Here is a 25,455-nt window from a genome sequence, read left to right as displayed (position 1 = left end):
GACCAGGAGAAATAAAAATGCGTAACGTAAAACACGTAGCCTTCATCCTCAGCACCGCCGCCCTGCTGGCAGCTTGCTCGACCCCACAACCAGAAACCAAAGCACCGGAAGTGATTGAGAAGCCAGCCGAGCCAGTCAAGCAAGCCGACACCCGCGCTGTTGAACCAGTGAAAGCAGAAGTTGACGAACTGGACATCCCAGGCGGCAAGCTGGCCAACCGTTCCGTGTACTTCGACTTCGACAGCTACGTTGTGCGTGAAGACGGCAAAGAAGTGGTGTCGAACCACGCTGCATACCTGGGCAAAAACCAGCGCGCTATCCTGATCCAAGGTAACACCGACGAACGCGGCGGCTCCGAGTACAACCTGGCCCTGGGCCAGAAGCGTGCTGAAGCTGTGCGCAAGTCGATGGCAGCCCTGGGTGTGCCAGAAGGCCGCATGGAAGCCGTGTCCCTGGGCGAAGAAAAGCCTAAGGCTGAAGGCCACAACGAAGAAGCATGGTCGCAGAACCGCCGTGCCGACATCGTTTACAAAGCTAAGTAATTCGCTAGCTTAACAATGCCGCACAAGGGGCAGCGCGCAGTTTATACTGCGCCCTGCCCCATTTCTTTTTTTGTGCAAGGAAGAAAAATGAAATTCACTAAGTCTGCCCTGATGGCAGCCCTGTTCGCTGCCACCCTGCCCCTGACCGCATCCGCCGGCATCTTCGACGACGACGAAGCGCGCAAGGCCATCATGGACCTGAAATCCAAGGTCGCCAAGCTGGAAGCGGACCTGAAGAACCTGATCGACACCAAGACCGACAAGAACACCACGCTGGACATGATCTCGCAACAGGACCAGTTGCGCGAAGAAGTTGCGCGCCTGCGCGGCCAGACCGAAATCCTGTTGAACGAAATCCAGGTCGCGCAAAAGCGCCAGAAGGACTTCTACACCGACCTCGACGCCCGCATGAAGAAGCTCGAGCCGCGCCAGGTGACCATCGACGGCCAGACCTCCTCGGTCAATATGGACGAACAGAACGCCTACGACAACGCGATGGCGCAGTTCAAGAGCGGCGACTACAAAGGCGCAGCCAGCGCGCTGGGCGACTTCGTGAAGCGCTTTGGCGCTTCGGCCTACGCCTCCAACGCCCAATACTGGCTGGGTAACGCCTATTACGCCCAAGGCGACTGCAAGAACGCCATCACCGCCCAGCAAGTGGTGGTGAAGACCTGGCCGGACAGCCAGAAGGCCGCCGACGCCATGCTGAACATTGCCAGCTGCCAGACCGAGCTGAAGGCAATCAACAATGCTAAAAAGACATTGCAAGAGCTGATCAAGAATTATCCAGGCACGCCAGCGGCCGCTACTGCCAAGGATCGCCTGAAATCCATCAAGTAAAAAGTGCAGGCGAGCATTTGACAGCTGGGATAGTCCAGCCTATAATCTCGCTTCTTCTTTCGACGGGTCGTTAGCTCAGTTGGTAGAGCAGCGGACTTTTAATCCGTTGGTCGCAGGTTCGAGCCCCGCACGGCCTACCATTCGAAATGAGAACCTTGGGTCGTTAGCTCAGTTGGTAGAGCAGCGGACTTTTAATCCGTTGGTCGCAGGTTCGAGCCCCGCACGGCCTACCAAGATACGCAAGGAAGCCCACGAATTTCGGTTCGTGGGCTTTTTTGTTTCTAGCGCAGGCCAAATGCATGAAGTCGTGGAAATGTACGCATTTTCCCATATCAGAAATAAGGTAGATTATTCAACTACCATCGCATCTGATTTTTATGCATACGCAAACTCCGGCAACTTCAGCTCCGGCCGCAGCCCAGACTCGGGGCCCTGTTGAAAGCAAGGACGGCAAAGACTCGAGTAAGATTCCGGCAATATCGTTGTCGATGGTCGGTGTGGCGGCGCTATTCAGCTACTTCTTTCATATCGATTATTTCCCCCTCTTCGATCTGCAGGCAGCAACCAGCTACCTTCTTGCCGTTACCTGGGTGCTGGTCGGGTTGCTAATACTCCTGGCGCTCAATTTACTCATGCCTTACCTCGCCATCGGCATGACGTTCAAAACCCGTAAAACGGAAAAAGGGGAACGCAGGCTGACCAGCACCATCATCGTCTGGACGGCGTTTGGCATGCTGTCGCTCATCGCCTCCTCTGCCGGCGTCCTGCTAAGCATTTGGATGGCTTGGCATATCCTTTGGGGCTTGCTAGCTAGCCTAACGTTCAGCTTGCTTCTGTGTGCATGGCGCACCCGTACTTATACAGCGAAATACAAGAGCAAGTATGGGCTGACTTTCGCCGACCTTAGGAAAAAGACGAAGGTCCGAAACTTGTTTCTTGCACAGCTAAGCAGTGCAGTACTGAGCTGCATCCTGCAGCTGGCACCCTTGTCGATGCTGTTATTGATATTCAGCCACGCGTCAGGCTTGGCCGAAGATGATTACCTCGCTTTTTTCTGGGCGTCCGTAATGAGCGCCCTGTTCATCGCCGCTGTCGGAGGGGTAGCCCTGCATGTCGCCTTTATGCCGCGATACAGGAAGCGCTGGTGGGTAGTACTTTGCCTGATGCTCGTCTTGCCATGGATAGTAAGCGGGCTACCCAAAGCGACCGGGATGCTTCCGATGAACATGGCGCAAATAACCAAGATTGGGAACTTCCGCGCACAAAAGCTCGTTTTATCGCCAAAGGCTTGCGGAAGCGTCGCACCAATTCTAGGGATGGCCTGCGACGAGAAAACATCGCCGCCAATACAACTGTGTAATGTTCACGTAATGTCGCGCGTTGGTCCCGAAACTTACCTGCGTATCGCCGACAGGAATGCCGGAGAAGACGGGAAATTCCCGATCCATCGGGTCTTTATCCCATCGACGGAAATCACGTCGATGCAGGTTAGCTTCGAAATAAAAAACCTGCGTCCAGACCTCATTGATGCAGACCTTAGTGGACGCAGTTCCTCCTGCGATACCACCCTAACGATTTTGCATGCCGATTCGGCGTTCGACTTCAATGACTTCACATTGACAGATAGCGGCAAGACGCAATTGCTGACGTTTGTCGAAGAAATCAAGAATGGTGTCGCTGGCGTAGAAGAAATCAAGGTGACAGGCCATGCTGACCAGATCGGCCGGGCTCAACGCAATAATTGGTTGTCTGCACGGAGGGCGCAGGAGGTAAAGCTGTTCATGGAAAAGCATCTGAAGAATCTTACCCCCGAAATCAAGATCGACGCCATTTCCCAAGGAAGTACGCAACCGCTCACCACTGCCTGCGGCGTCTTGACCACACATAAGGAACGCATCAAATGTGAAGCTCCCAACCGCCGTGTCGAACTTGAAATCATTCGGAAGGCACCGGCAAGACCGGCATAGCAAATTCCTGGTCGAAGAATCATACGAACACCAAAGACCGGCAATCGGAGCCGGTTCTTTTCACTTAGTGAGGAATCCGGGCAACGACCTTGATCTCGAAGTTGAACCCTGCTAACCAGTTGACGCCTACGGCGGTCCAGTTCGGATAGGGCGCGGCCGGAAAGATCTCGTCCTTGATCGCCAAGACCGTATCGAACTGCTTTTCCGGGTCCGTGTGAAACGTCGTTACGTCAATGATGTCGTCCAGCCCGCACCCGCCTGCTTTCAGCGTCGCCTTAAGGTTCTCAAACGCCAAGCGTACCTGAGCTTCGAATTCAGGTTCAGGCGTGCCGTCCGCGCGGCTGCCGACTTGGCCGGATACGAACAACAAGTCTCCCGAACGGATCGCTGCCGAGTATTTATGGACTGCGTAGAGTTCGTGCCGCCCGGCTGGAAAAATGGTTTCGCGCTTTGTCATGATGCCTGCTCCTTGTGTTGATGAATGCGGTCACTATAGCTTCGCGAATCGTCCGGATAAACCGCAAAACGGCTGCTACACTGTTTGGCAATACCAAACTATCAAAGACATGGCGATGGACAAGCTGGAAGGCATGCGCGCATTCGTTCGCGTTGTTGAAGCCGGCAGCTTCACCAAGGCTGCGGAAACGCTGGGTGTCAGCAAAACTACGGTTACCCAGCTGGTGCAGCAGCTGGAAGCCGACTTACGCATCAAACTGCTCAACAGGACGACCCGTAAAGTGAACGTAACAACGGCCGGCTCCGCATATTACGAACGCGTGATTCGACTATTGGCCGAGCTTGAAGACATCGAAGAAAACATCCTCGGCGATTCGAGCACGCCGCGCGGCTTGCTGCGGGTGGACGTTCCCAGTCCGTTTGCGAACATCATCCTGGTGCCTGCGCTGCCTGAATTCCACGCCCGCTTCCCGGAGATCCAACTGGATATCGGCGCCAGCGACCGCAAGGTCGACCTGATTGGCGACAATGTCGATTGCGTGGTGCGCGGCGGCGAAATCGACGATGCAGCCCTTGTCGCGCGACGCGTCGCCGACCTGCAATTGGGCGTCTATGCCGCGCCGTCATACTTTGCCCAGTCGGGAACGCCAGCGTCTCCTCACGATTTGCACGGTGCAGGCCACCGCGTCGTCCACTACCGTTGGACCAACGGTTTGCCCTACGCGATGGAGAAATCCGGCGAGCGCGTCAAGATCGGTGGCCGCTACTTCCTGGCGATCGACGACGGCAATGCTTACCTGACAGCCGGACTGGCCGGGCTTGGGGTGTTATGGCTGCCGCAGTACATGGCCAGGGAACATGTTGCCAGCGGCGCGCTCGTGCAGCTGTTCGCCGACTGGCGTATCGAGCCTATGCCGCTTCACGTGGCATATCCGCCTAATCGATATGTGCGCAAACAGCTTCGCGTGTTCATTGACTGGATCGTCGAACTGATGGCGCGGCATGAATTACAACGGCTTTAGCCATCCGCTGGCCTTCAAGATCGCGGCAGGGTCTTCGAGTTCAAGCAGTTTGCGGATTGCTGCGCGCTTGTCCTGGGAGCGCTCCACATAGGCTTCGGCGATCCGCATCCCGATCCAGTAGCCCGCTTCGCATGGCCAGCCTTCCGGGGCGTCGCCGCAATTGACGAACCATCGCTTGAAGCGCGGGCTGGCCATCGGGTTGCGCTGGCTTTCGCTGTCGCCCTGCATGAAGCTGCGGTCACGCTTGAACTCCTCCCATAGCCACGACTCGCGTTGGCGCGCCCAGGCATCACGTTCAGGCGTCGGCATTTCGCCAGTGGCCAGGTGTGCGAGATAGTCGGCAACACCCTCCCTCAAGGCCTGGTTCAATAAAGGGTCCGCAAGCGCCTGCGGCGTTTCATCGCCCTGCCAGGTGTGGACCGTTTCGTGCGCAAAGAAACCGCGCATCGTCGTGCGGAATTGCGTGAAGGTCGCGCCTGGTGGGCAGGTTACTTCAAGGCCGATCACCTGCATTGCGGAATTGGCAGTGCCACCCGAATTGTTCGCACCGAATACGATTTCGATGGCGGGCAAAGGACGTTCCGGCAGCAAGCCGGCATAAGCCAGGTAGATTGCTTTCAGGTCGCTGCGCAATTCGGGCAAGCGAGGCAGGCATTCACGGACCGCGTAGCGATACGCTTCGGGCTTGGCGGCAACGGCTCGCGCCAGGCGATTCGCGTCGACGATGCGCATCGGCGTAAATACCTTCACCCCTAGCCCTGCGCGATCAAGATACTCATGCTGCAGGACTTCTGGCGTCGGCACCGCGCCATCTTTCATAATGCTGGCGAAGCGGCGAGCATCGTCAAGCCCGATCTGGACTGTGAGCGGGTCAACACCGGCGGCCGCAAGCGCGGCACTGTTCCACAGGGCGGCAACTGCCAAAAGCAAAGCTCTGATTTTCATCTCCGGGGGATATGGCAATGGGGCAGGCAGGATATCATTATCACCATGCTTTCTCAACGTTGGCACCTGCGCCCCGCCGCTCAACTGCGCCCCTACATTGACCGTTACTGGGGTTGGGAGGGCAAGCAGACTCTGCCCCCGCACCTACCGCCTGGAACCGGCTCGGAATGCATCTTTCATTACGGCTCGCCCTTTCTTTTGGATGGCAAACAGTCGCCGCGGGCTGTCCTGCTTTGCCTGCGCACGCGCGCCATCGCTATCGAAGGAAATGGATTAAACGGATTCGTCGCCGTGCGCTTTCGCGGTGGCAGCCTGCGGCATTTCTGCGGCAAGTCGCTATCCCACTTGCATGACCAGCACTGGCCGGCCCACGTAGTCTGGGGTGATAGTGCCGAACGCTTATCCGACCAACTGGCGCTGGCGGACGGCCCAGCCATTTGCGCCGCTGCACTCGACCGATTCTTCCTGGCGTGCTTGGGCCAGCATGAAGACCGTGGCGGACGCGGGCTGGATACCCTGCTCGAAAAGCTGTATTACGCGCCTGCCACCAGCATTGACGCGTTAGCCGCACAATCGGGTTGGACACGCCGCCACCTGCAGCGCAGGTTTACCGATACCTACGGCCTCGGCCCCAAACAATTCGCCCGCATCGCCCGGCTTAGCCATACACTGCGCATGCTGGCACTCGCTCCCGAAATGCCTGCGCTCGACGCCGCCATGCACATGGGCTATTACGACCAGCCGCACTTTATTCACGAAACGCGCGCACTGACCGGCCATTCGCCGCAAACAATCGTTACCGGCATGCGCCAAAAGTCCCATTTCTACAATCCACCTTCGCGGCCGGTTTCGTAAGCTGTGGACTTCTTTCCACTCACGGAGCTTCCATGTACCTGCTTGCCATGCTCGACGTCCATCCTCAATTCCGCCGTGAACTGCTGGCCGGCCTGGATCAACTGGTAGCACATTCACGCACCGAGCCTGGAACGTTGCAATATGAGGTGCTTGCCGATCTTGAAAACGAAAACCGTATTATCGTTTTCGAGCGCTATACCGACGCTGCAGCCATGCAGGCACACCTGGAAAGCGCTCCGTTGCAGGCACTGGCTGCCAAGTTCGCGACTTACCTCGCTTCGCCGCCAGCCTTGGTGCGCATGACACGACATGATGGTTTCCTGCGCGAAGGATTGGCGCACACTGCCTAGCTGTCCGGTAGCCAGCTCATTCCAGCACGTCTTTTCGCCATCGGTGTACATTTCATTCGCGCGACATCGCTGCCGGCCACAGCTGCACATCCCGTCACTTCAGCGAGCGAAGACATGAGACGATCCCTGCACCAATTGACCTTGTTGTTCGCCATTGCCAGTGGGAATGCGCTGGCGGCTGAAACCACTGGAGTGCCGGGAGCACCAGGCACTCCAGGCACAGCGCCTGGAGCGCCGGGCAGCGCCGGCGGGGCGGGCCGGGGTCTGTCGGTCATCGCCAACGCGGCCAGCGACAAGACGCATTCGATCACCGGTGGCGCAGGCGGCGCTGGCGGCAATGGCGCCGCAGGTGGTGCCGGCCAAAACGGCGGTGCGGCCGGTGCGGGTGGCGCTGGCGGCGACGCACGCCTTCAAGTGTATGGCACGCCGAATGTTCCCGGTATTTTCGGCCCCTATCTGTATGCGATTGCAAAAGGCGGTAATGGCGGCGACGCGGGCCTTCCCGGTATTGGCGGGGCAGGAGCTTCGGACGGAGCCTCCGCCATCGGTGGCGCCGGCGGTAATGCGAGCGTCACCAGCGTGCTGTGGCCAGGGGCGAGGAAAGCCGAGGGCGTGACTATCCGGGTCACGGGCGGCAATGGCGGCAAGGGAGCCGGCCGCGCCGGGTCGGCACAGGCCGCGCTGGCCTTGATTGGCTACGACTCGGAGCCGTCCGCCGCAACGGTCGAAGTCACCGCGGGACAAGGCGGCGATGCCCTTTTCCCTGGCAACGGCGCCGATGGCGGCGCCGCGTCAAGCTCGGTATCGGGCAAGACTAACGGGCCGGGGCTCACCCTCTCGAGCAGCACGCAAGGCGGCCATGGCGGGGCCGGACGTGGCGCCGGCCATCGTGGCGGCGCAGGCGCCGCCGCCCAGGCCACGATGGCGGCCAGTGTCAGCGCCGGCAACGGCAATATCAAGACGAATATCTGGCTAGGCGGCGGTATTGGTGGCGCGGGCTTCAGCGGCGCGGATGGCGGTGACGGCGCGGCAATGCGTTACGCGGCGACGCCAACGTTTTCAACCAGCGGCAAGGTGCACCATACCGTCAGCGTATTTGGCGGCTCCGCTGGCTACAGCAGCGGCGGGATGGCGGGCAAGGCTGGGGCCAGCGAGACGACGCTTGAACTGAACGACTCGCGAGCATCTGACATCCAGGTGTTCGTGATCAGCTATGGCGGACGAGGCGGCTTTGCGGATGACGGCGGCACCTCCAGCGCCGGCGCGACCGGGCTCGCACGTTCAAGCATCAACGGCCAAGGCACAATTCACTCCAATACTTACGGCTACGGCGGTGAAGGAGGATGGCAGAACGATGGCGGCCACGGCGCGGCCGGGGGCGATGCCTTCTCCTTCAGCGATGCGATAGGCCAATCCAATGTGAATAGCGCCGCCGGGGCCTATGGTGGGACCGGGGGCGGAGCACGCGGCGCCGGGGGGCGCGGCGGCGATGGCGGGAAGGGCACGGCCCGCGCCAGCGGACAAGGCGACGCAGGAGATGTTTTGGCTGGCGCCAGCGTGCACGGCGGATCCGGCGGCATGGGCGTGGGCGGGGCTGACGGCGGCGATGGCGCGTCCGCGCATATTGCCGACAGCGTCACGGGCAGCAGCAATGGGAGCCTGACGCTGGGGAACGGCGCGGTTGGCGGCAAGGGCGGCAACAGCGAAGGCGGCGTAGCCGGAAACGGCGGCAATGCCAGTTCACGCCTTAGCTGGACGGAAAGCAAAGCCGCAAAAATCAGCTTGAGCACCTCCGCCGAAGGCGGCGACAGCGGCACTGGAAGCAATGGCGCCTTTGCCGGGCGGAGCGGCTCCGCCAGCGCTACCTCGGCGCTCTTGTCCACGGCCGCCGGGGCGAAGGCAGAGGCAAACAGCTACGCGCAGGGCGGCTTTGTGATGTCTGGCACTCTGCCCGGCGAAGTCCGGGCCGGCAGTGCCAGCGCCCGCACCACCGTTGTATCGGCGGGCGATGGCTCGGCGTATGCGTCCGCCCATGGCGGTCGGAGCATCAACTCGCTCCGTCCCGTGCGCGATGGCAGCGCCACATCGCACGCGTTTGTCATTGCCGCCGGCGCCGCACGCGCCGAGGCAACCGGTATTGCCGGCAGCGACAGCACATCGGATACAACGGCCATCGTGTATGCGGAGGCGAACGGCGGCGGCGCCACCTATGCCCGCGCGCACGGCTGGGGCGAGTATGTTGATGCGCAAGCAAAGTCACGCGCCCTGGGTGCCGCCGACAATGCCGCCCGAACGACCGGCTATGGTTTGCACGGTACGCTGAAGGCTGAAAGCATCTCCGCGGGATGGAACCGGTCGGAAGCTGGCGCCAGCGCAATCGCCACTATCCAGGGCACCGCCTTCGCCGTGGAGAGTTCGGCCAACATTGGCGGTGCGGCCCCTACCCTGCGATTCGACCCCGAACGGCATTCGGCCTTTTCACATACATCGATTGCGCCCGGCGAAGCCTCCGGCCTTGATGGGGATTTCGCGGACGGCCAGCCGGCGGGGACCGGAACCATGGGGGTGCTGGTGCGGCCCGAACTGCCCGGCGGCCCGCTCTCCAGCACATTGACGGCGCACTTCCAGTTCGACCTCTCAACGCCTGGCCAACTGGCATTCGCCATGCTGGATACCCTGGCCGAACAAAGCGGCTTCGTTTCAATGGCACTCTCGATCAGCAACCACGGTACCGAACTGTTTGCACGTTCGTTCGACTCGCTGACGGCAGTCGAGCTGTTCTTCGATCACCGACTTTTGCTGTTGGGCGCGGCCCATGCCGGCCTGCAGGATCTGCTGGTCACCGCTGCCTTTACGCTGGACCAGCCAGGCGGGTTTGGTTTCGAGTACGCGCTTGGTATCGCAGCCGTACCCGAACCGCACAACTGCTTGATGATGGTGCTTGGACTGGCCGCCTTGCTGGCATGGACAAGGCTGCGCCAAATGGCCTGACAGGCCCTTCGTCTTAAGCGCGCTGGGTTGCGCTGGCTGCGGCCGAAGAAGACTGCAGCAGGCGTCCCAACGGCACTTCGATCCAGCGATGGAAGGCGGCGCCGGCGGCCAGACTGGCACCCCAGGCAACTAGCATGCCGACGCCTTGCAGCACCGGGTCGGCAGGCGCGAAGCGGGTGAAGGCGGCGTTCACCAGCAGGCAGACCGGGAAGTGGATCAGGAACACCGAATACGACGTGCGGGCCAGGGAGTTGACGATGGCAAGCAGGCGGCCTTCGCCACTGAACTGCATGCGGCCGAAGATCACCAGCGTGCACGCCACCATCATCGCCAGCGCCAGGCGGCTGCGGAAGTTCACGGCCAGGGCCACCAGGGCGGGCAGGAAAATCGCCGCCTGCACCAGCACCGCACCGCGCGTCTTGCGGCGCGGATCGCCGGCCCACCATGCGGCCAGGCCCAGGCTGTAGCTGCCGAAGAAGTACGGTGCCCAGTTATCCCAATCGGCGTCCAGGTTGAAGTGCAGCAGCGACAACGCGCTGCCGATCGCGATCATGCCGGGCACCAGCCAGGCGCGGCGCACCGGGCCGCTGATGCGGGCTGCCAGCCACAGGACTGCGACGACCATGACATACAACTGGAAATCGATAGCGACGTACCATGCGCCAGCCGACAGCGATGGGTAACCAAGTACACCATGCGCCAGCACAGCATGCGCCGCGAGTTGGCCCACCGTCGCCGGTGCAGAAATGGAATCGTGCTCCATCCACTGGCTGGCCAGCACGGAAGCCACCGCGGCGATCACGGTCGCCGCGATAAAGGGCGGCGCCAGCTTGGCATAGCGGCGCCAGACAGCAGCCAGCGGGTCGACCATGACCGGCTGCGCGCTTGGCGCCAGCGATTTGGCGGCCAGGAAGCCGCCCACCACCAGGAACACTTGCACGGCAATGCGCGCGCTCCCCGCCAGCCAGTCGATCAGGTCGGGCAGGATAAGCCGCACGTGGTCGGCCATCGGGCCGTAAAACGCCAGGTGATGCAGCACAATTAACTGCGCTGCAACAGCCTTTAATAAATTGATCACGCCATACTTCATTACATCTGCTGCCGTCAATCCGAAAGGTCGACATGATAACCGAGCTCAGCAGATTAGAGGCGCCCGCCTAGCACCACGTAAGTAACCAGTTGTTACGCGGCCTTGCCTTCGACCTTCTTGAACGGGCTGCGATCGGGGGCGTCGTCGTGGTCAATATTCAGCAGCAGGTGCTTGATCACCTTGTTCATGAAAGGCTGGCGGTGGCGGATCAGCACACCATAGGTTTCCGGACGCGCGCCCAGCGCCGCTTTCGGCTCCAGTGCCGTGCGGCCGAAGGACACACGCTTGCAGCCCAGGCCGATGGCGTCGGCGATACCGGCATGCAGCAGGCGCAGGTAGATCGGCAGGTCGGCCGCGGCGGCGCGGTCAAAGCCGATGTGGAAGGCGATGGCGGTCTCGCCGTCGGCGATGGTGACCAGGAAGCCAAGCATTTTGCCTTCACGTTTGACCACGCTGCAGCGGAAGCGCTCCCCCGCCGCTTCCTGCAAGGCCGGGAAGTATTCCGGCAGCAGTTCGAACGGACGGAAGCCGGCGTTCGCCTGCACGGCCTTGTACAGGGCATGGACTTCATCCTGCATGGCGGCCATGTCGCTGAAATGCTCCACCGTGCACTGCGCCGCCTCGATCGGCTTCAGGATGCCGTTGCGGACGTTGGCGCGGTATTTCGAGGCCAGGCTGGCCAGGTAATCGTCGTAGCTTTTCCAGTCTTCGCCCAGGGCCAGCACCATGTTCGGCTCTGTTTCCACGAAACGGTAGCTGAGGTTCTTGAGGAAGGCGGCATCGTCCACCTGCGGGCCGTGCAAATCCTTGATCATGACGAAGTTGGCCGAGCCGGCCAGCTTTTCGGCCTGCCGCACGCGGTACAGCACTTCGGCCACGCCATGCCACGCCAGTTCAGGATCGACGCCGGGGGCGATGGCGATGCCGTGCTGGCCGAAGGTCAGCAGGTTGCCGCAGGTGAGCACGCGCTGCCCAAGGCTCTCGCCCAGGGATCCGAAGGAGGTCTTGCTGGCCTGGGCCAGCTTGATGTCGGCCAGCTGCATATACAGCGCCGCAACCGGCTGGTCGCCTTCGTACACCAGGGCGTAGCGCGGATCCAGATTGGTCGGCAGCACGGTCTCCAGCGACCGCAGGTAATTGTAGGACAGGAAGAAGCCTGCTTGGGCCGTGAGCCCTTGCCATGCCTGCGCGTCAAGCATGCCGATCGAATCGGCGATGGCGTAACGCAGTTGGGCGGGGCCGCGCAGGCGCTTGCGCACCTCGCGGCGTTCGGACAGGGCGGTTTTGACTGAGCGCAGTGTTTGCTGGATCTTCATCGTTAGAAAATTGGCAATTGGACGGCGCAGTCTAACACGAGCCGCATTGTGCCGATTAAGTTGCGAGAAGCCTCGATATGCATCCAATCGACAAAATGGCAACACCGATACCATTTTGAACATGTTAAAAATGCCAATCGACCCGAAAGGCAATGCAATGACTGCTCCAAATCCGAACTGGTACCTGCGTGCGCGGCTCAAGACCCGCCAGCTCCTGCTGTTGATCGCCATCGACGACGCGGGCAATATCCTGCGCGCCGCCGAGGCGCTGTGCATGACGCAACCGGCGGCGTCCAAGCAACTCAAGGAACTGGAGGACATGCTCGGCATCGCCCTGTTCGAACGCCATCCGCGCGGCATGCTGCCCACCATTTACGGCGCAAGCATGATCCGCCATGCGCGCATGGCTTTGAGCAGCCTGGCCCGCGCGCACGAGGATATCGTCGCGCTCAAGGCAGGCCTGGCGGGCCAGGTCGACGTGGGCAGCATCATGACGCCGGCATTGAGCCTGCTGCCGCGCGCCATCACGCGTGTCAAGCAGCAGGTGCCGCAACTGCGCATCGGCGTGCAGATCGAGTCCAGCAACGAGCTGCTGGAGCGCCTGCAGCGCGGCACGCTCGATTTCCTGCTGGCGCGTCTTACCGGCTTCCACGATTGTGCGGAGCTGATCTACGAGGAGCTGGCGCCGGAGCCGGTCGTGGTGGTGGCGCGCGCCGGCCATCCGCTCGCAGGGCGCAGCCGGCTGACCTTGCATGACCTGGTGGCGGCACCCTGGATTACGCCGCCGCCGGGCAGCATCCTGCGCCAGCGCTTTGACCAGTTGTTCCACAATGCCGGCCTGGAGCCGCCCGGCGATATCGTCGACACCAGCGAGATTGTGCTGATCACCAGCATACTGCAAATGAGCGATGCGCTGAATGTCATGTCGGAGGACGTGGCGCGGCGCTACCAGGAACTGGGCCTGCTGGCGATCCTGCCGCTGGAACTGGACTGCCGCATGGACCCTTTCGGCATCATCCGCAGGCGCGACAGCGTGCTCGCTCCGGGAGCCGAATTGCTGTTGCAGGCGATTCGGCGCGAGGCCTCGGCGCCTCAGCCGAAGCCGGAGCCGGAACCGGAGCCGGAACCGATCCCCCAGGCATATAACCTCTACGACATAGCTCTCGCGTAAAAAGTCATTGGATCGGTCCCGCGCATGCCCATAGCATGGAGCGGCACACCTATATCCGGAGACCTGCCTTGAATCATACGTCCCTTGCGCGCCGCCTGGCCGGCGCGCTGCTGCTGATCGCGCCGCTGGCCGGCCACGCCGCACGCCAGCTCGAACTCAGTTCCCCCGACCGCCAGTTGCGCGTTACGATCGACACCAGGGAGCGCCTGTCTTTCGCCGTCAGCCATCGCGGCACCGACCTGGTACTGCCCACGCCGATCGGCATGACCCTGGCCGGCATCGGCACGCTCGGCGAGAAGCCTCGGCTGACCGGCCAGCAACGCCGCAGCGTCGACCACACCGTGCGGCCGGTGGTGGCGCAGAAGTCCCGCGAGGTACGCGACCATTACAACGTCCTGCAGCTGGACTTCGCCGGCGGCTATGCACTGGAAGTGCGTGCCTATGATGAAGGCGTTGCCTACCGCTTCCGCACTACCCTGCCCGGCCAGGTAACGGTGGAGAACGAACAGGCCGGCATCAACCTGCGGCCGCAGGACACCCTGTACTGGCCGCAGGAGAAGTCGATGCAGTCGCATAACGAGCATTACTACCAGGCGCTGGCCGTAAGCGATGCCGCCGGCAAGCTGGTCGGCGTACCGGCCCTGGTGCAGAACGGCGGCGTGCACCTGGTGTTCACCGAATCCGGCCTGCGCGATTATCCCGGCCTTTACCTGCACGGCGAAACGGCCGGCCTGCGCGCCGTCTTCCCGAAAGTAGCGCTGGCCGATACCGCGCGCGACGACCGCAACGTGCCGGTCACGCAGGAGGCGGGCTACATCGCGCGCACCGACGGCAAGCGCGCCTTCCCATGGCGCATCCTGGGCATCTCCGCCAACGCCGGCGGCCTGCTGCTGAACCAGATGCCTTACCTGCTGGCCGAACCGCAGGAGCTGAAGGAAACCAGCTGGATCAAGCCGGGCAAGGTCGCGTGGGACTGGTACAACGGCAACAAGCTGTATGGCGTGCCGTTCAAGTCCGGCCTCGACACCCGCACCTATCGCCACTACATCGACTTCGCAGCCGATAACAGACTCGAATACATCATCATGGATGAAGGCTGGTACAAGCTGGGCGACCTGCTGGCTGTCAAGCCGGAAATCGATATGCCGGAGCTGATGGCGTACGCCAGGCAGCGTGGCGTCGGCATCATCCTGTGGGTGTCGTGGAAAACGCTGGACACCCAGATGACAGCGGCGCTCGACCAGTTCGCGCGCTGGGGCGCGGCAGGCATCAAGGTCGACTTCATGCAGCGTTCCGACCAGTGGATGGTGAACTACTACGAGCGCGTTGCGCGCGAGGCTGCCGCGCGGCGCCTGCTGGTGGACTTCCACGGCAGTTTCAAGCCCAGCGGTCTGCAACGCACCTGGCCCAACGTGCTGACTTTCGAAGGCGTGAAAGGGTTGGAAAACAACAAGTGGAGCGACAAGCAGACGCCCGAGCACGACGTCACCCTGCCCTTCATCCGCATGTTCGCCGGGCCGATCGATTACACGCCCGGCGCCATGAGCAATGCCCATCGCAAGGACTTCGTCGCCAGCTTCGATCGCCCCATGAGCCAGGGTACGCGTGCGCACCAACTGGCGATGTACATGATCTACGAAAGCCCGCTGCAAATGCTGGCCGACAGCCCTTCGCAATACCGCGCCAACCCATCCTCCCTGGATTTCATCCGCCAGGTGCCGGTGGAGTGGGACGAAAGCCGCGTGCTGCACGCCCAGCTTGGCCGCTACGTGGCGATGGCCCGCCGCCGCGGCGACACCTGGTATGTGGGCGCCATGACCGGCGCCGACGGCCGCGACCTGGAGCTGGACCTGTCCTTCCTGGGCGATGGCACCTACCAGTTGGAGAGCATGGAAGACGGTCCGAATGCCGGCGTCTTCGCCACCGACGTACAAAAAAGCAGCGCGGGCGTCACGCGCGGCAGCCGGCTGACGATGCGGCTGGCGCCGGGCGGCGGCTGGGCGGCGATCATCCGCAAGACAAAATAAGGAGATACAGATGCAACGCATATTACGCCCTGGTGCGGCCATCCTGGCAGCGGCATTGATCGCCGCCGGGCTGGCGCACGCAGCGCCGCCGGCTTTCACTCAGCGCTGGCAGCTTGACGGCGATGCCATTCGCTGGCAGGTGAAAGACGTCCACCGCGACCAGCTTGAAATGAGCGGCCGCCAGGTTTCGGCCGTGATCGACTACGGCAGCCAGGCCGACGGCTCGCTGCTGCTGGCGCGTACCGTGGTTTGGCCCATGCTGCGCACCATTCCCGACGACACGCACGCCAGCCTGATCCGCAAATTCGGTGCGGAAGCGTCGCCGGCCATCGCGCTCGACGGCCAGCCCGCCGGCGCCGAGCGCCTGCAACAAGTACGTTTCGACGGCCGCCTCGCGTTACGCTCGCAACTGGCGCCTGGCCTGGTGTTGACGCGCACCCTGACGCCGTCGCCCAGCGAGCCGGCGCTGGTGGAGCGGCTGGAGCTGGTCAACACGGGCCAGGCCACGCGGCGCTACAGCTTCAGCGCATTGGAACGCAGCGAGACCACGCCGGCCGAACGCGGCACCCACGGCGCCTATGTGCTTGAGGTGCGCTCCCCTGCCCGCGAGGGCGAGCTGGCGCCCGGCGCCAGCATGCACGTGGACGTGATCATCAGCGGCCGCCTGCAAAACGAGATGGTGTACGTGGACGGCGGTGAAGCCTTGCAGGAACGCGCCCGCAAGGTCGCGCAATGGCGCGCCAACTTGGTGCTGGAAACGCCGGAGCCGGTGATCGACGCGATGTTCGCCTTCTCGAAAGTGCGCGCGGCGGAAAGCATCTTCGCCACGCGCGGCGGCTTGCTGCACGGGCCCGGCGGCACGCGCTACTACGCTGCCGTCTGGGCCAACGACCAGGCGGAATACGTCAACCCGTTCTTCCCCTACCTGGGCGACAGCGCCGGCGTGCAAAGCGCGCTCACCAGCTTTGGCATGTTCGCGCGCCACATGAACGCGGACTACAAACCGATTCCCTCCTCCATCATCGCCGAAGGACGCAGCTACTGGAACGGCGCCGGCGACCGCGGCGACTGCGCCATGATCTCTTACGGCGCCAGCCAGTTCGCTCTGGCGCAAGGCGACAGCGGAACCGCACGCCAGTTGCTGCCGCTGATCGACTGGTGCCTGGAATTCACCCGCCGCAAGCGCGATGAACAAGGCATCGTGCATTCGGACAGCGACGAACTGGAAGGCCGCTTCCCGGCCGGCAAAGCCAACCTGTCGACCAATGTGCTGGCCTATGGCGGCCTGCAAGGCGCGGCAAGGCTGGCGGCTTCGCTGGGCGATGCGCAGCGCGCCACGGCGCTGCGGCAGGAAGCGGAATCGCAGCGCAGCGCCATCGAGCGCTACTTCGGCGCGCGCATGGGCGGCTTTGACACCTATCGCTACTACGACGGCAACGAAAAGCTGCGCGCCTGGATCGCGCTGCCGCTGGCGCTGGGCATCAATGAACGCCAGCGCGGCACAGTCGATGCGCTGCTGTCGCCGCAACTCTGGAGCGAGAACGGCGTGCTGACCGAAGCCGGCGACAAGACCTTCTGGGATCGCGCCACGCTGTACGCGCTGCGCGGCCTGCTGAAAGCCGGCGAACTGGAACGCACCATGCCCTACCTGCGCTACTATTCCGGCCGCCGCCTGCTGGGCGACCACGTGCCGTATGCCGTGGAAGCGTGGCCGGAAGGCCAGCAGCGCCACCTCTCCGCGGAAAGCGGGCTATATGCGCGAGTGGTGACGGAAGGCTTGTTCGGCATTGAAGCGGCCAGCCTGCGCAGCTTCACCATCGCGCCTCGCCTGCCGAAAGGCTGGCCGCGCATGGCGCTGCGCCATATGCGCGCGTTCGGCGCAAGCACAGAAGGCGACGGCATCGATATCGTCACCACGCGCACGCCGCGCGGCCAGCGCGTGCTGGTGCGCCTTGATGGCAAGACCTTGCTCGACCAGGCCTGGGACGGCAAGGCGCCCCTGCTCGTCACGCTTCCCGACTAGATATACCGTTTTGGGCATAGATGGCGCGTAAACATTCAATTGTTCGCCATCGTCATCCTACCTAGCATGTCTCCATCGGCCGCGCTTGCGCGGCCGAATCATAACCACAACAGGAGACGCAATGAAGAACACTTCCCGCCGTGTGCGGATGACGCTTGTCGCACACGCCCTTGCAATGGCTTTCGCTGGGCCAGTCCTTGCACAATCGAATGCCACCGGCAGCATTTTCGGCCAGGTCGCCAACGCAAGCGGCACCGCGGTGGTCGTGGTGGTGCTGGAGAACGTCGCCACCGGCGCGCGCCGCACCATCACCGTCGATGCCAACGGCCGCTATAACGCCAGCTCCATGCCGCCCGGCGTCTACAAGGTGATGCTGGTGCGGGATGGCGTCGTCGAACGCGTGCTGGAAGTGGAAGCGCTGATCGGCCAGGGTGTGGAAGCGTCCTTCGAAACCATCCAGGCCGTAACGGTCAGCAGCCGCCGGCCGACCATCGACGTCAGCAACACCAACAACGGCGCGGTATTCACCGCACGCCAACTGACCGCGCTGCCGATCTCGCAAAGCCTGTCCGGCATCATCCAGCTTGCCCCGGGCACCGCGCGCGGCAACACGCGCATCGGCGGCGACAGCTTCGGCGGTGCCGGCGTGACCGAGAACGCCTACTTCATCAACGGCTTCCCGGTCACCAATGTCTATCGCCAGATCGGCTCCACCACCCTGCCCTTCTTCGCCATCGCCCAGGCCCAGATCCTGCAAGGCGGCTACAGCGCGGAGTTCGGGCGTTCCACCGGCGGCGTGGTGAACATCACCACCAAGAGCGGTACCAACAAATGGGAAGCCGGCGCGGTGCTGCAGTACACGCCGGACTGGCTGCGCGCCAAACCGGAAAACACCTACTACCCGAACACCGGCCAGAACCCGAAGACCGATGGCAAGCTGCTCACCTACCGCCGCAGCAACGACGCCACCGACGTCTTCGGCAGCGCCTACGTCGGCGGCCCGCTGGTCAAGGACAAGCTGTTCATGTTCGCCAATATCGAGCAGGACCGCTTCAGCACCGGCTACATCAGCAAGGATTCCGACTCGCTCAACAAGACCAACGGCTGGACCGAGCGCGAACAGCGCACGCCGCGCTACCTGCTTAAACTCGACTACAACATCAGCGACGATCATCGCCTTGAGTTCACCCAGATCCACGACGAGAACAAGAAGACGCAACAGAACTATGGCTTCGACTACGCCACCTTGCAGCGCAACGAGGTGCGCGCCGGCGGCACCACCGGCGACGGCGCCAAGACCAACGACTCGATCCTGAAGTACACCGGCTTCCTGACCGACAACCTGACGGTCACCGCGCTGGCGGGCCGCTTCAAGTCGACCTACCCGCAATCGCGTGAAGGCTATATGCCCGGCGTGTACCAGATCAACGCACCGATCAACGCGCAGGTGCCGGGGCTGGTGTACACCAACCCGCAGACCATCGGCGGCACCATCCAGGTGCCGAATGCCGAAGACAAGCAGTCCACGCTGCGGCTGGATGTCGAGTACAGGCTGGGCACCCACGCCCTGCGCGCAGGTATCGACCGCAATAACGTTTCGTCGATCAATGGCTCGGAGATGGCCGGCGGCGGTAGCTGGACCTACTTCCGCGGCGATCCGAACAAGGAGGTTCCGGGCGGCAGGTCCCCTGCCTCGGGCGGCGGCTACGGCCTGCAAGGCTACTATGTGAACGAGTACCATCAAAGCGACTCGGCCTCGCCGAAGACCGACCAGTCGGCGCAATACATCCAGGATCGCTGGCAGGTCACAGACACGGTGCTGCTCGACCTGGGCTTGCGCAATGAACAGTTCACCAACAAGAACAGCCTGGGCCAGGCCTACGCGGCGCAACGCCACATGCTGGCCCCGCGTATTGGCGCGTCCTGGGACGTGCGCGGCGACAGCACGTTGAAGGCCTTTGCCAATCTTGGCCGCTACCACCTGCAAATCCCGACCAGCGTGGCGCTGCGCCTGGCCGGCAACCCGGTTCACATCGACCACTACTACACCTATACCGGGGTCGATCCGAAAACCGGCGTGCCGACCGGGCTGACCGAAATTTCCCCCCAGGTTTCCACCGGCAACGAATGGGGCACGCCCAAGGATCCGCGCCAGGTCGCCTCCAGCAAGCTGGGCGCCACCTACCAGGACGAACTCGCGCTAGGCTTCGAGGCGGCACTGACATCGGAGTACACAGTCGGCAGCAAAGTCACCTACCGCACGCTGCGCAATACCATCGAAGACTGGTGCGATTCGCGCCCGCTGCGCGCCTGGGGCAAGCGCAATAACGTCGACACCAGCAAATACGACATGCCATGCCTGCTGATCAACCCGGGCCGCGACAACACCTTGACGCTCGACCTGGCCGGCGATGGCAAGCTGGTTTCGATTCCATTGACGGCCGAGGACATCGGCCTGCCGAAAGTACGCCGCGTGTACACCGCGCTGGACTTCTTCATCGAGCACCCGATGCGCAACGGCTGGTACGGCAAGCTGAATTACACGTTGTCGCGCACCCGGGGCAATATGGAGGGCCAGGTGATGTCCGATATCGGCCAGGCCGACATCGCCGCCACCACTTCCTTCGACTTCCCCGAGCTGATGGACTACGCCAGCGGGCCGCTGCCGAATGACCATACCCATGTGCTGAAAGCCTTCGGCTACTACCAGCTCGACCAGGAATGGACGGTGGGCGGCAACGTCAACATCGTCACCGGCGCGCCGAAATCCTGTATCGGCAACCTGCCCGCTGCACTCAATCCGACCGGCACCAACCCGGCCGCCGGTTACGGCGCCGCCGTGTTCTACTGCGGCGACAAACCGGCCCCACGCGGCTCGGCGGGCAGGATGCCGACCGACGTCCGCATCGCACTGAATGCCACCTATATGCCGCGCATGTTCAAGGGCCTGGCGTTGAAAGCGGACGTGTTCAACCTGCTGAACCGCCAGACCACGCTGGCGACCCAGCCGGTCTACAACGCGGGCGCCAACACCGTCAGTCCTTACTATGGACAGGTACTGGGCCGCGCACCTGAACGCCAGGTGCGCTTCGCCGCGGAGTACCACCACAAGTTCTGAGTCAGCGCTTGACTTCCTTCAGGTATTCCGCGCGCGCCGCCAGCGCCGTGTCGGCGAAGTCGGTGAATACACCGTCGACGCCGAGGGCGAAGAACTGCTTGTACTCCAGCGCAGGATCGCCCTTGTAATTGCTGGCCAGGCGGCGCTTCTCGTTGCGGAAGGTGTACGGATGCACGAACAGGCCGGCCTTGTGTGCGTCCGCCACCAGCGAGCTCGGTTCCATGGTGGCGGTATCGGCGTCGTTCACCTTGCCGTCGCCGTTGATGTCCACCGCACCTTTCACGCTGACGATGTAGCGCTTCCATGGCCCGATGCCGTCGGCATATGTCTTGATCTCGGCCAGTCCGGCCGGGGTCACCATATTGCTGAACAGGCGCTTGTCGCCGGCCTGGGTCCAGTCGAATGGCTTGTCGTACGGTGCGGCGTAAGTCAGCGCGCCGGTCTTCAGGTCCACGTCATTGGCATCGATCAGTTGCACCATCTTCAGCTTGGAACCTTTGCTGCGCATGTATTTCAGGCTGCCCGGTTCGAAGGACTGGATGAAGACCGGCGATTCGCGCTCTGCCCAGCCGGCGGCGGCCAGCATTGCCAGCAGCTTGTCTTCCAGCGGCACGCCTTGCTGGCGATGGAAAGTCGGGTTCTTCGTTTCAGGGTAGATGGCGATATTGCGGCCACTCTTCTTGATCATGTCGATCACTTCCTGGATGGTCGCGATCTTGTATTGGCCGTTGTATTGCTGCGGGCGTTCCGCGTCGGTCGAAATGCCGCCCAGTGTCTTGATCTCCGCCAGCGTGAAGTCGCTGGCGAACCAGCCGTCCTGCAGTTCGCCGTCCACGCTCAGTTTGCGTTTGCGGGATGCGAATTCGGGGTGCTGCGCCACGTCGGTGCTGAAGGCCAGGTTTGGGTCATGGCGGGCAATCAGCACGCCGTCCTTGGTCGAGATCACGTCCGGCTCGATGGCATCGGCGCCCATCTCGATGGCCTTGGCATAGGCCTCCACCGTTTCTTCCGGCAGGTAGCCGCTGGCGCCGCGGTGTGCGACCACCAGGGTTGGCTTGCCATCCAAGGTGGGGAGCGGCGCCTGCCCGCTCCCGCCACATGCCGCCAATACCGCTGCCGCTATCGCTCCGCCTACTGCTTTTTTCATCGTTGCTCCGCTATGTAAGTTAAAAACGTGGCGGATTGTAGGTAGCGAAAATGACATGCTTGTGAATCGCGCAAGCGTGCGCGGGAAACTTGACAATCATTGCCTAGGCAACGTATAGTTCATTTGTGAATAAACATGCCGACCCTCGCCGCGTTGCCCGCCTGATCAGCCGGACCCAGAAGGCAATGGAAGAAGAGCTGGACACCAGGCTCGCGCCTTTCGACATCACGGCGGCGCAGTACGTGGTGCTGTCCACCCTGCACAGCGGCCGCGCCACGATCGCGGCGCAGATCTGCAAGGAGCTGTCGTACAGCCCCGGCGCGATGACGCGCATGCTGAACCGCCTGGAGCAGAAAGGCATGATCCAGAAAGCGCCGGCCATCGACAACCGCCGCATCGTGCATCTGGAACTGAGCGATGAAGGCCGCCGCATTTTCCCGAGTTTGCTGGACGCGTCGGGCATCGTGATCGACCAATACTTCGGCAACTTCAGTGCGCAGGAACTTCAAGCCTTCGAGTCCCTGCTCCTGAAGATGTCGGCCGGGAAGTAGCTCTTTGTTTGCCCGAATTATTGCCTAGGCAATCTTACATTAAGGAATAAATGTGGAACCTTCGATCAATGTGCTGGGAGCCTATTTCCCCGACTGGCTATTCTGCATTGCCGGCGCCACGGTGCTGTGCTTCCTGTCCCACGCCGTGATGACCGCGCGCGGCTGGCTGGCCGGCGCGCCGGCGCATCTGCTGGCACTTGGCTACCCCGCCCTCGCCACCGTGCTCCCCCTGTCGGCCTGGCTCGCATTTTTCCAACATTAAGGTGACGTCATGAAGAAAACCAAAAGCTCCCGCCGCTGGACCGCCATCGTGCTGGCGCTGACACTGGCAGCCATCGGCCTCGCCATGTATGTCGTGCGCTCCATCGACCAGGCGCCGCGCACCGACGACGCCTACGTATACGCCGACACGATCAACGTAGCGCCGGAAGTGAACGGACGGATCGTGGAACTGCCGGTGGCGGACAACCAGCGCGTCAAGAAAGGCGACCTGCTGTTCCGCATCGATCCCCAGCCGTTTGAAGAAACCCTGGCCAAGGCCGAAGCCAGCCTGAAAGCTCTCGACAGTGAGATCAAGCTGACCCAACGCACGGTCGACGCCCAGAAATTTGCCGCAGCGGCGGCCCAGGCGAACGTCGAACATGCCAAGGCCGCCTCCGAACAGGCGGGCGACTCGCTGGCGCGGCTGGAACCCCTGCTCACCAAAGGCTTTGTTTCGGCCGAGCGCATCGAGCAAGCCCGTACCGCCAAGCGCAGCGCACAATCCCAGCTCAGCGCAGCCCTGCTCGATGCGCGCCGCGCCGAGGCATCCATCAGCGGTGTCGACGCCCTGGTCGCCAAGCGCGAAGTGGTGAAGTCGGAGATCGCACTGGCGCGCCTGAACCTGTCCTATACCGAGGTGCGCGCGCCCGGCGATGGCATTGTGCTGAACCTGAAAACCTCGGCAGGCCAGTTTGCCGCCGCCGGGCATCCGGTGTTTACGCTGGCCAGCTCCAGCCGCTGGTATGTAGTGGCCAATTTCCGCGAGACCGACCTGGCCAACATCAAGGCCGGCCGCCACGCCCAGGTCTACCTGCTTGGCGACACCTCCAGGCGTTACAACGGCACCGTCGAATCCATCGGCTACGGCGTGTTTCCCGACGATGGCGGCAGCGAAGTGGCCGGCCTGCCGCGCGTACCGCGTTCCCTCAACTGGGTGCGGGTGGCGCAGCGTTTCCCGGTGCGCATCCTGATCGAACAACCCGACGCCGCTTTCCGCATCGGGGCCTCCGCCGTGGCCATGCTGAACGCCAAGTGAACGTCATGGAATCCCTGACAGCGCGTATTCGCAATGAGCTGGCGCCCTTCCCAGGCCGCATGGATGCCGTGTGGCGCCTGCTCGCCAGCTGCACGGTGGTGATCGTCTGCTCGATGGCTTTGCAGGTTCCTTCGCTCTCGCTGTCGCTGATCATGGTGTTCTTCACGGCGCAGGAGAATACGGTGCTGACCCGCATGAGCGGCATGGTGCTGATCATCGGCAGCATCCTTTCGGTGCTTGCATCCATCCTGCTGCTCAAGTTCTTCATTGACGCGCCGATGCTGCGCATTCTCGGGGCCGCCCTGGTCGCATTCTGCGGCATGTACTTCATGAGGGCCAGCAGGTTTGGCGGCATCGGTTTCCTGGTGGCGCTGATCGTGGTGTACGGCCAAAGCATGGCCGACATCTACAACGATCCGGAAGTGATGACGCGCGCGCTGCTGTGGGTGGGCGTGGCGACCACCTACCCCATCGTGGTGACGATGATCATCCAACGCCTGTTCCGGCCGGCGCTGCCGGTCAAACTGCTGGTGGAGGAATATGGCCGCCAGCTCGACGAGGTCGAGCACCAGCTCGATGCGCGGATTGCCGGCGTTGCCGCGCCGGCCTTTCACAGCGGGCGGGTCGGCCGCGGCGTGCTCGCCCTGCAGCGGCAACTGGCGTTTGCCTCCCTGGGCGGCAAGGAACGCACCGCGGCGCGCGCTGCGGCCGTGAGCCGCCTGCACGCAGCGGCTGCACAGTTGGCCCGCCTGGCGCCGTTCGAGTTGTCGAAAGAGGAGCGCCGGCAGATGATGGCGATTCGCGAAGCGTGCAAATCGCTGAGAGTGTGCCTTGGGCACGACACGGCGTTCAAGCTTGCGGACGTTGTGCCGCAATGCCCGGCGCCGCTAGCGCATGGCGCAATCTTGCGTGAGATGGCGCGGGCTCTTTGCGCCGCGGCCGAGGTGGATGCCGACGCTGCCGCCACGAGCGACGTCGCAACTGCCGCACAGCCGCTTGCGCCTGCCGCCGCCACAGGCAATCCACTGCGCATCGTCCACCTGAAGTTCGCCTTCAAAGCGGTGCTGGCTGCGATCTCCACCTACATCATTTACACAGGCCTGCAGTGGCCAGGCATCCATACCGCAATGCAGACCTGCATCATCCTCGCCTTGCCAAGCCTGGGTGCGACCACCCACAAAGGCATCACCCGCCTGCTGGGCTGCTGCCTGGGCAGCCTGGCAGCGCTGGTGGCAACCGTTTTCATCGTGCCGCACCTCGACAGCATCGTCGGCCTGTTGGCCATGTCCCTGCCCATCATCGCGCTTGGCGCATGGATCGCCGTGGGATCGCCGCGTTTCAATTACATCGGGGTGCAGATGATGTTTGCCTTCGCCCTGGCGCAATTGGGCAGTTTCGGCCCGGTCACCGACGTGACGGAAATCCGCGACCGCCTGGTCGGGATCCTGCTTGGCCTGGCGGTTTCGATCACCGTCTACACGCTGCTGTGGCCCGAACGTGGAGGCCAGGCACTCAAGAGTGCCTTGTCGCAGTTGCGCAAGGCGGTTGCCGCCTGCGCGCATGCCGACCACCGGCACATTGGCGCCGCGCGGCTGCAAGCATGGGCCCTGCTGAACCAATGCCGCGAGCTGCAAGCGCGGGTGGCACTGGAACCGGGCTGGCGCGACCGCAATGCACGGCGCATTGCGAACGTACTGGCGCAGGCAGAGGAAAAGCTGGCCATGCAACAGGCCCGCCATTAAAGGAA

The 25,455-nt window shown here is 62.7% G+C and carries 20 protein-coding genes and 2 tRNA genes; 17 read left to right on the top strand and 5 right to left on the bottom strand.

The window, feature by feature from the left end; genetic code table 11:
- Positions 1-17 precede the first annotated feature (17 nt).
- The 5 genes from pal to BM269_RS24390 all read left to right on the top strand — a co-directional run bounded on the left by pal (position 18) and on the right by BM269_RS24390 (position 3,349).
- Positions 18-542 (top strand): peptidoglycan-associated lipoprotein Pal, encoded by a 525-nt coding sequence (gene pal / locus BM269_RS24410; protein ID WP_090443492.1) that lies wholly within the window; start codon positions 18-20, stop codon positions 540-542.
- An 87-nt stretch (positions 543-629) separates the two neighbouring features.
- Positions 630-1,382: a tol-pal system protein YbgF gene (ybgF, locus tag BM269_RS24405; RefSeq protein ID WP_090443490.1), complete on the top strand. Its 753-nt coding sequence runs from the start codon at positions 630-632 to the stop codon at positions 1,380-1,382.
- 64 nt (positions 1,383-1,446) lie between these two features.
- A tRNA-Lys gene (locus tag BM269_RS24400) sits at positions 1,447-1,522 on the top strand.
- Positions 1,523-1,539: 17 nt separating this feature from the next.
- Positions 1,540-1,615 (top strand) — tRNA-Lys (locus BM269_RS24395).
- A gap of 144 nt (positions 1,616-1,759) precedes the next feature.
- Entirely contained in the window at positions 1,760-3,349 is a 1,590-nt protein-coding gene (locus tag BM269_RS24390; protein WP_090443487.1) for an OmpA family protein, read from the top strand.
- 64 nt (positions 3,350-3,413) lie between these two features.
- On the opposite strand, the gene BM269_RS24385 is transcribed toward BM269_RS24390, so the two are convergent.
- Positions 3,414-3,806 carry a RidA family protein gene (locus BM269_RS24385; protein ID WP_090443484.1) on the bottom strand — a complete coding sequence of 131 codons (393 nt, stop codon included), beginning with the start codon at positions 3,804-3,806 and terminating at the stop codon, positions 3,414-3,416.
- A 115-nt stretch (positions 3,807-3,921) separates the two neighbouring features.
- On the opposite strand from BM269_RS24385, the gene BM269_RS24380 reads away from it, so the two are divergent.
- Positions 3,922-4,827 (top strand): LysR family transcriptional regulator, encoded by a 906-nt coding sequence (locus BM269_RS24380; RefSeq protein WP_090443556.1) that lies wholly within the window; start codon positions 3,922-3,924, stop codon positions 4,825-4,827.
- On the opposite strand, the gene BM269_RS24375 is transcribed toward BM269_RS24380, so the two are convergent.
- Positions 4,813-5,577 carry a gliding motility protein GldB-related protein gene (locus BM269_RS24375; RefSeq protein WP_090443481.1) on the bottom strand — a complete coding sequence of 255 codons (765 nt, stop codon included), beginning with the start codon at positions 5,575-5,577 and terminating at the stop codon, positions 4,813-4,815. The genes BM269_RS24380 and BM269_RS24375 overlap by 15 nt on opposite strands.
- A 27-nt stretch (positions 5,578-5,604) precedes the next feature.
- Between BM269_RS24375 and BM269_RS24370 the strand changes: the two genes are divergently transcribed.
- The 3 genes from BM269_RS24370 to BM269_RS30070 all read left to right on the top strand — a co-directional run bounded on the left by BM269_RS24370 (position 5,605) and on the right by BM269_RS30070 (position 9,968).
- Positions 5,605-6,627: an AraC family transcriptional regulator gene (locus tag BM269_RS24370; RefSeq protein WP_090443478.1), complete on the top strand. Its 1,023-nt coding sequence runs from the start codon at positions 5,605-5,607 to the stop codon at positions 6,625-6,627.
- 32 nt (positions 6,628-6,659) lie between these two features.
- Positions 6,660-6,977, top strand: coding sequence for a putative quinol monooxygenase (locus BM269_RS24365; protein ID WP_090443475.1), 318 nt, complete (start codon positions 6,660-6,662; stop codon positions 6,975-6,977).
- Positions 6,978-7,091: 114 nt separating this feature from the next.
- Positions 7,092-9,968, top strand: coding sequence for a hypothetical protein (locus BM269_RS30070; protein ID WP_170860475.1), 2,877 nt, complete (start codon positions 7,092-7,094; stop codon positions 9,966-9,968).
- 13 nt (positions 9,969-9,981) lie between these two features.
- On the opposite strand, the gene BM269_RS24355 is transcribed toward BM269_RS30070, so the two are convergent.
- Both BM269_RS24355 and BM269_RS24350 read right to left on the bottom strand, forming a co-directional pair.
- Positions 9,982-11,046: an acyltransferase family protein gene (locus tag BM269_RS24355; protein WP_229204783.1), complete on the bottom strand. Its 1,065-nt coding sequence runs from the start codon at positions 11,044-11,046 to the stop codon at positions 9,982-9,984.
- 104 nt (positions 11,047-11,150) lie between these two features.
- Complete coding sequence (locus BM269_RS24350) at positions 11,151-12,374, bottom strand: GNAT family N-acetyltransferase (RefSeq protein WP_170860474.1); 1,224 nt, start codon at positions 12,372-12,374, stop codon at positions 11,151-11,153.
- A gap of 157 nt (positions 12,375-12,531) precedes the next feature.
- Between BM269_RS24350 and BM269_RS24345 the strand changes: the two genes are divergently transcribed.
- The 4 genes from BM269_RS24345 to BM269_RS24330 all read left to right on the top strand — a co-directional run bounded on the left by BM269_RS24345 (position 12,532) and on the right by BM269_RS24330 (position 20,713).
- Positions 12,532-13,545, top strand: coding sequence for a LysR family transcriptional regulator (locus BM269_RS24345; RefSeq protein WP_090443553.1), 1,014 nt, complete (start codon positions 12,532-12,534; stop codon positions 13,543-13,545).
- A gap of 68 nt (positions 13,546-13,613) precedes the next feature.
- Complete coding sequence (locus BM269_RS24340) at positions 13,614-15,572, top strand: glycoside hydrolase family 97 protein (protein WP_211482745.1); 1,959 nt, start codon at positions 13,614-13,616, stop codon at positions 15,570-15,572.
- Positions 15,573-15,582: 10 nt separating this feature from the next.
- Positions 15,583-17,595, top strand: a complete 2,013-nt coding sequence (locus tag BM269_RS24335) for a glucosidase family protein (RefSeq protein WP_090443460.1) — start codon at positions 15,583-15,585, stop codon at positions 17,593-17,595.
- 121 nt (positions 17,596-17,716) lie between these two features.
- Positions 17,717-20,713 carry a TonB-dependent receptor gene (locus tag BM269_RS24330; protein WP_090443457.1) on the top strand — a complete coding sequence of 999 codons (2,997 nt, stop codon included), beginning with the start codon at positions 17,717-17,719 and terminating at the stop codon, positions 20,711-20,713.
- Between the two features lies 1 nt (position 20,714).
- On the opposite strand, the gene BM269_RS24325 is transcribed toward BM269_RS24330, so the two are convergent.
- Entirely contained in the window at positions 20,715-21,860 is a 1,146-nt protein-coding gene (locus BM269_RS24325; RefSeq protein WP_090443454.1) for a glycerophosphodiester phosphodiesterase, read from the bottom strand.
- Between the two features lie 125 nt (positions 21,861-21,985).
- Between BM269_RS24325 and BM269_RS24320 the strand changes: the two genes are divergently transcribed.
- The 4 genes from BM269_RS24320 to BM269_RS24305 are packed head-to-tail and all read left to right on the top strand — an operon-like array spanning position 21,986 to position 25,450.
- Positions 21,986-22,411, top strand: a complete 426-nt coding sequence (locus BM269_RS24320; RefSeq protein WP_090443451.1) for a MarR family winged helix-turn-helix transcriptional regulator — start codon at positions 21,986-21,988, stop codon at positions 22,409-22,411.
- 52 nt (positions 22,412-22,463) lie between these two features.
- Positions 22,464-22,673 (top strand): YtcA family lipoprotein, encoded by a 210-nt coding sequence (locus BM269_RS24315; protein WP_229204782.1) that lies wholly within the window; start codon positions 22,464-22,466, stop codon positions 22,671-22,673.
- 9 nt (positions 22,674-22,682) lie between these two features.
- The gene (gene mdtN / locus BM269_RS24310) at positions 22,683-23,708 is read left to right on the top strand and encodes a multidrug transporter subunit MdtN (RefSeq protein WP_090443445.1); all 1,026 of its coding nucleotides are present in this window, start codon (positions 22,683-22,685) and stop codon (positions 23,706-23,708) included.
- Positions 23,709-23,713: 5 nt separating this feature from the next.
- Positions 23,714-25,450 carry an FUSC family protein gene (locus BM269_RS24305; RefSeq protein ID WP_139232857.1) on the top strand — a complete coding sequence of 579 codons (1,737 nt, stop codon included), beginning with the start codon at positions 23,714-23,716 and terminating at the stop codon, positions 25,448-25,450.
- Positions 25,451-25,455: the final 5 nt, after the last annotated feature.

The organism is Duganella sp. CF458 (assembly GCF_900113115.1).
Classification (GTDB): domain Bacteria; phylum Pseudomonadota; class Gammaproteobacteria; order Burkholderiales; family Burkholderiaceae_D; genus Rugamonas.
This window is presented reverse-complemented; position numbering and strand designations above follow the sequence as displayed.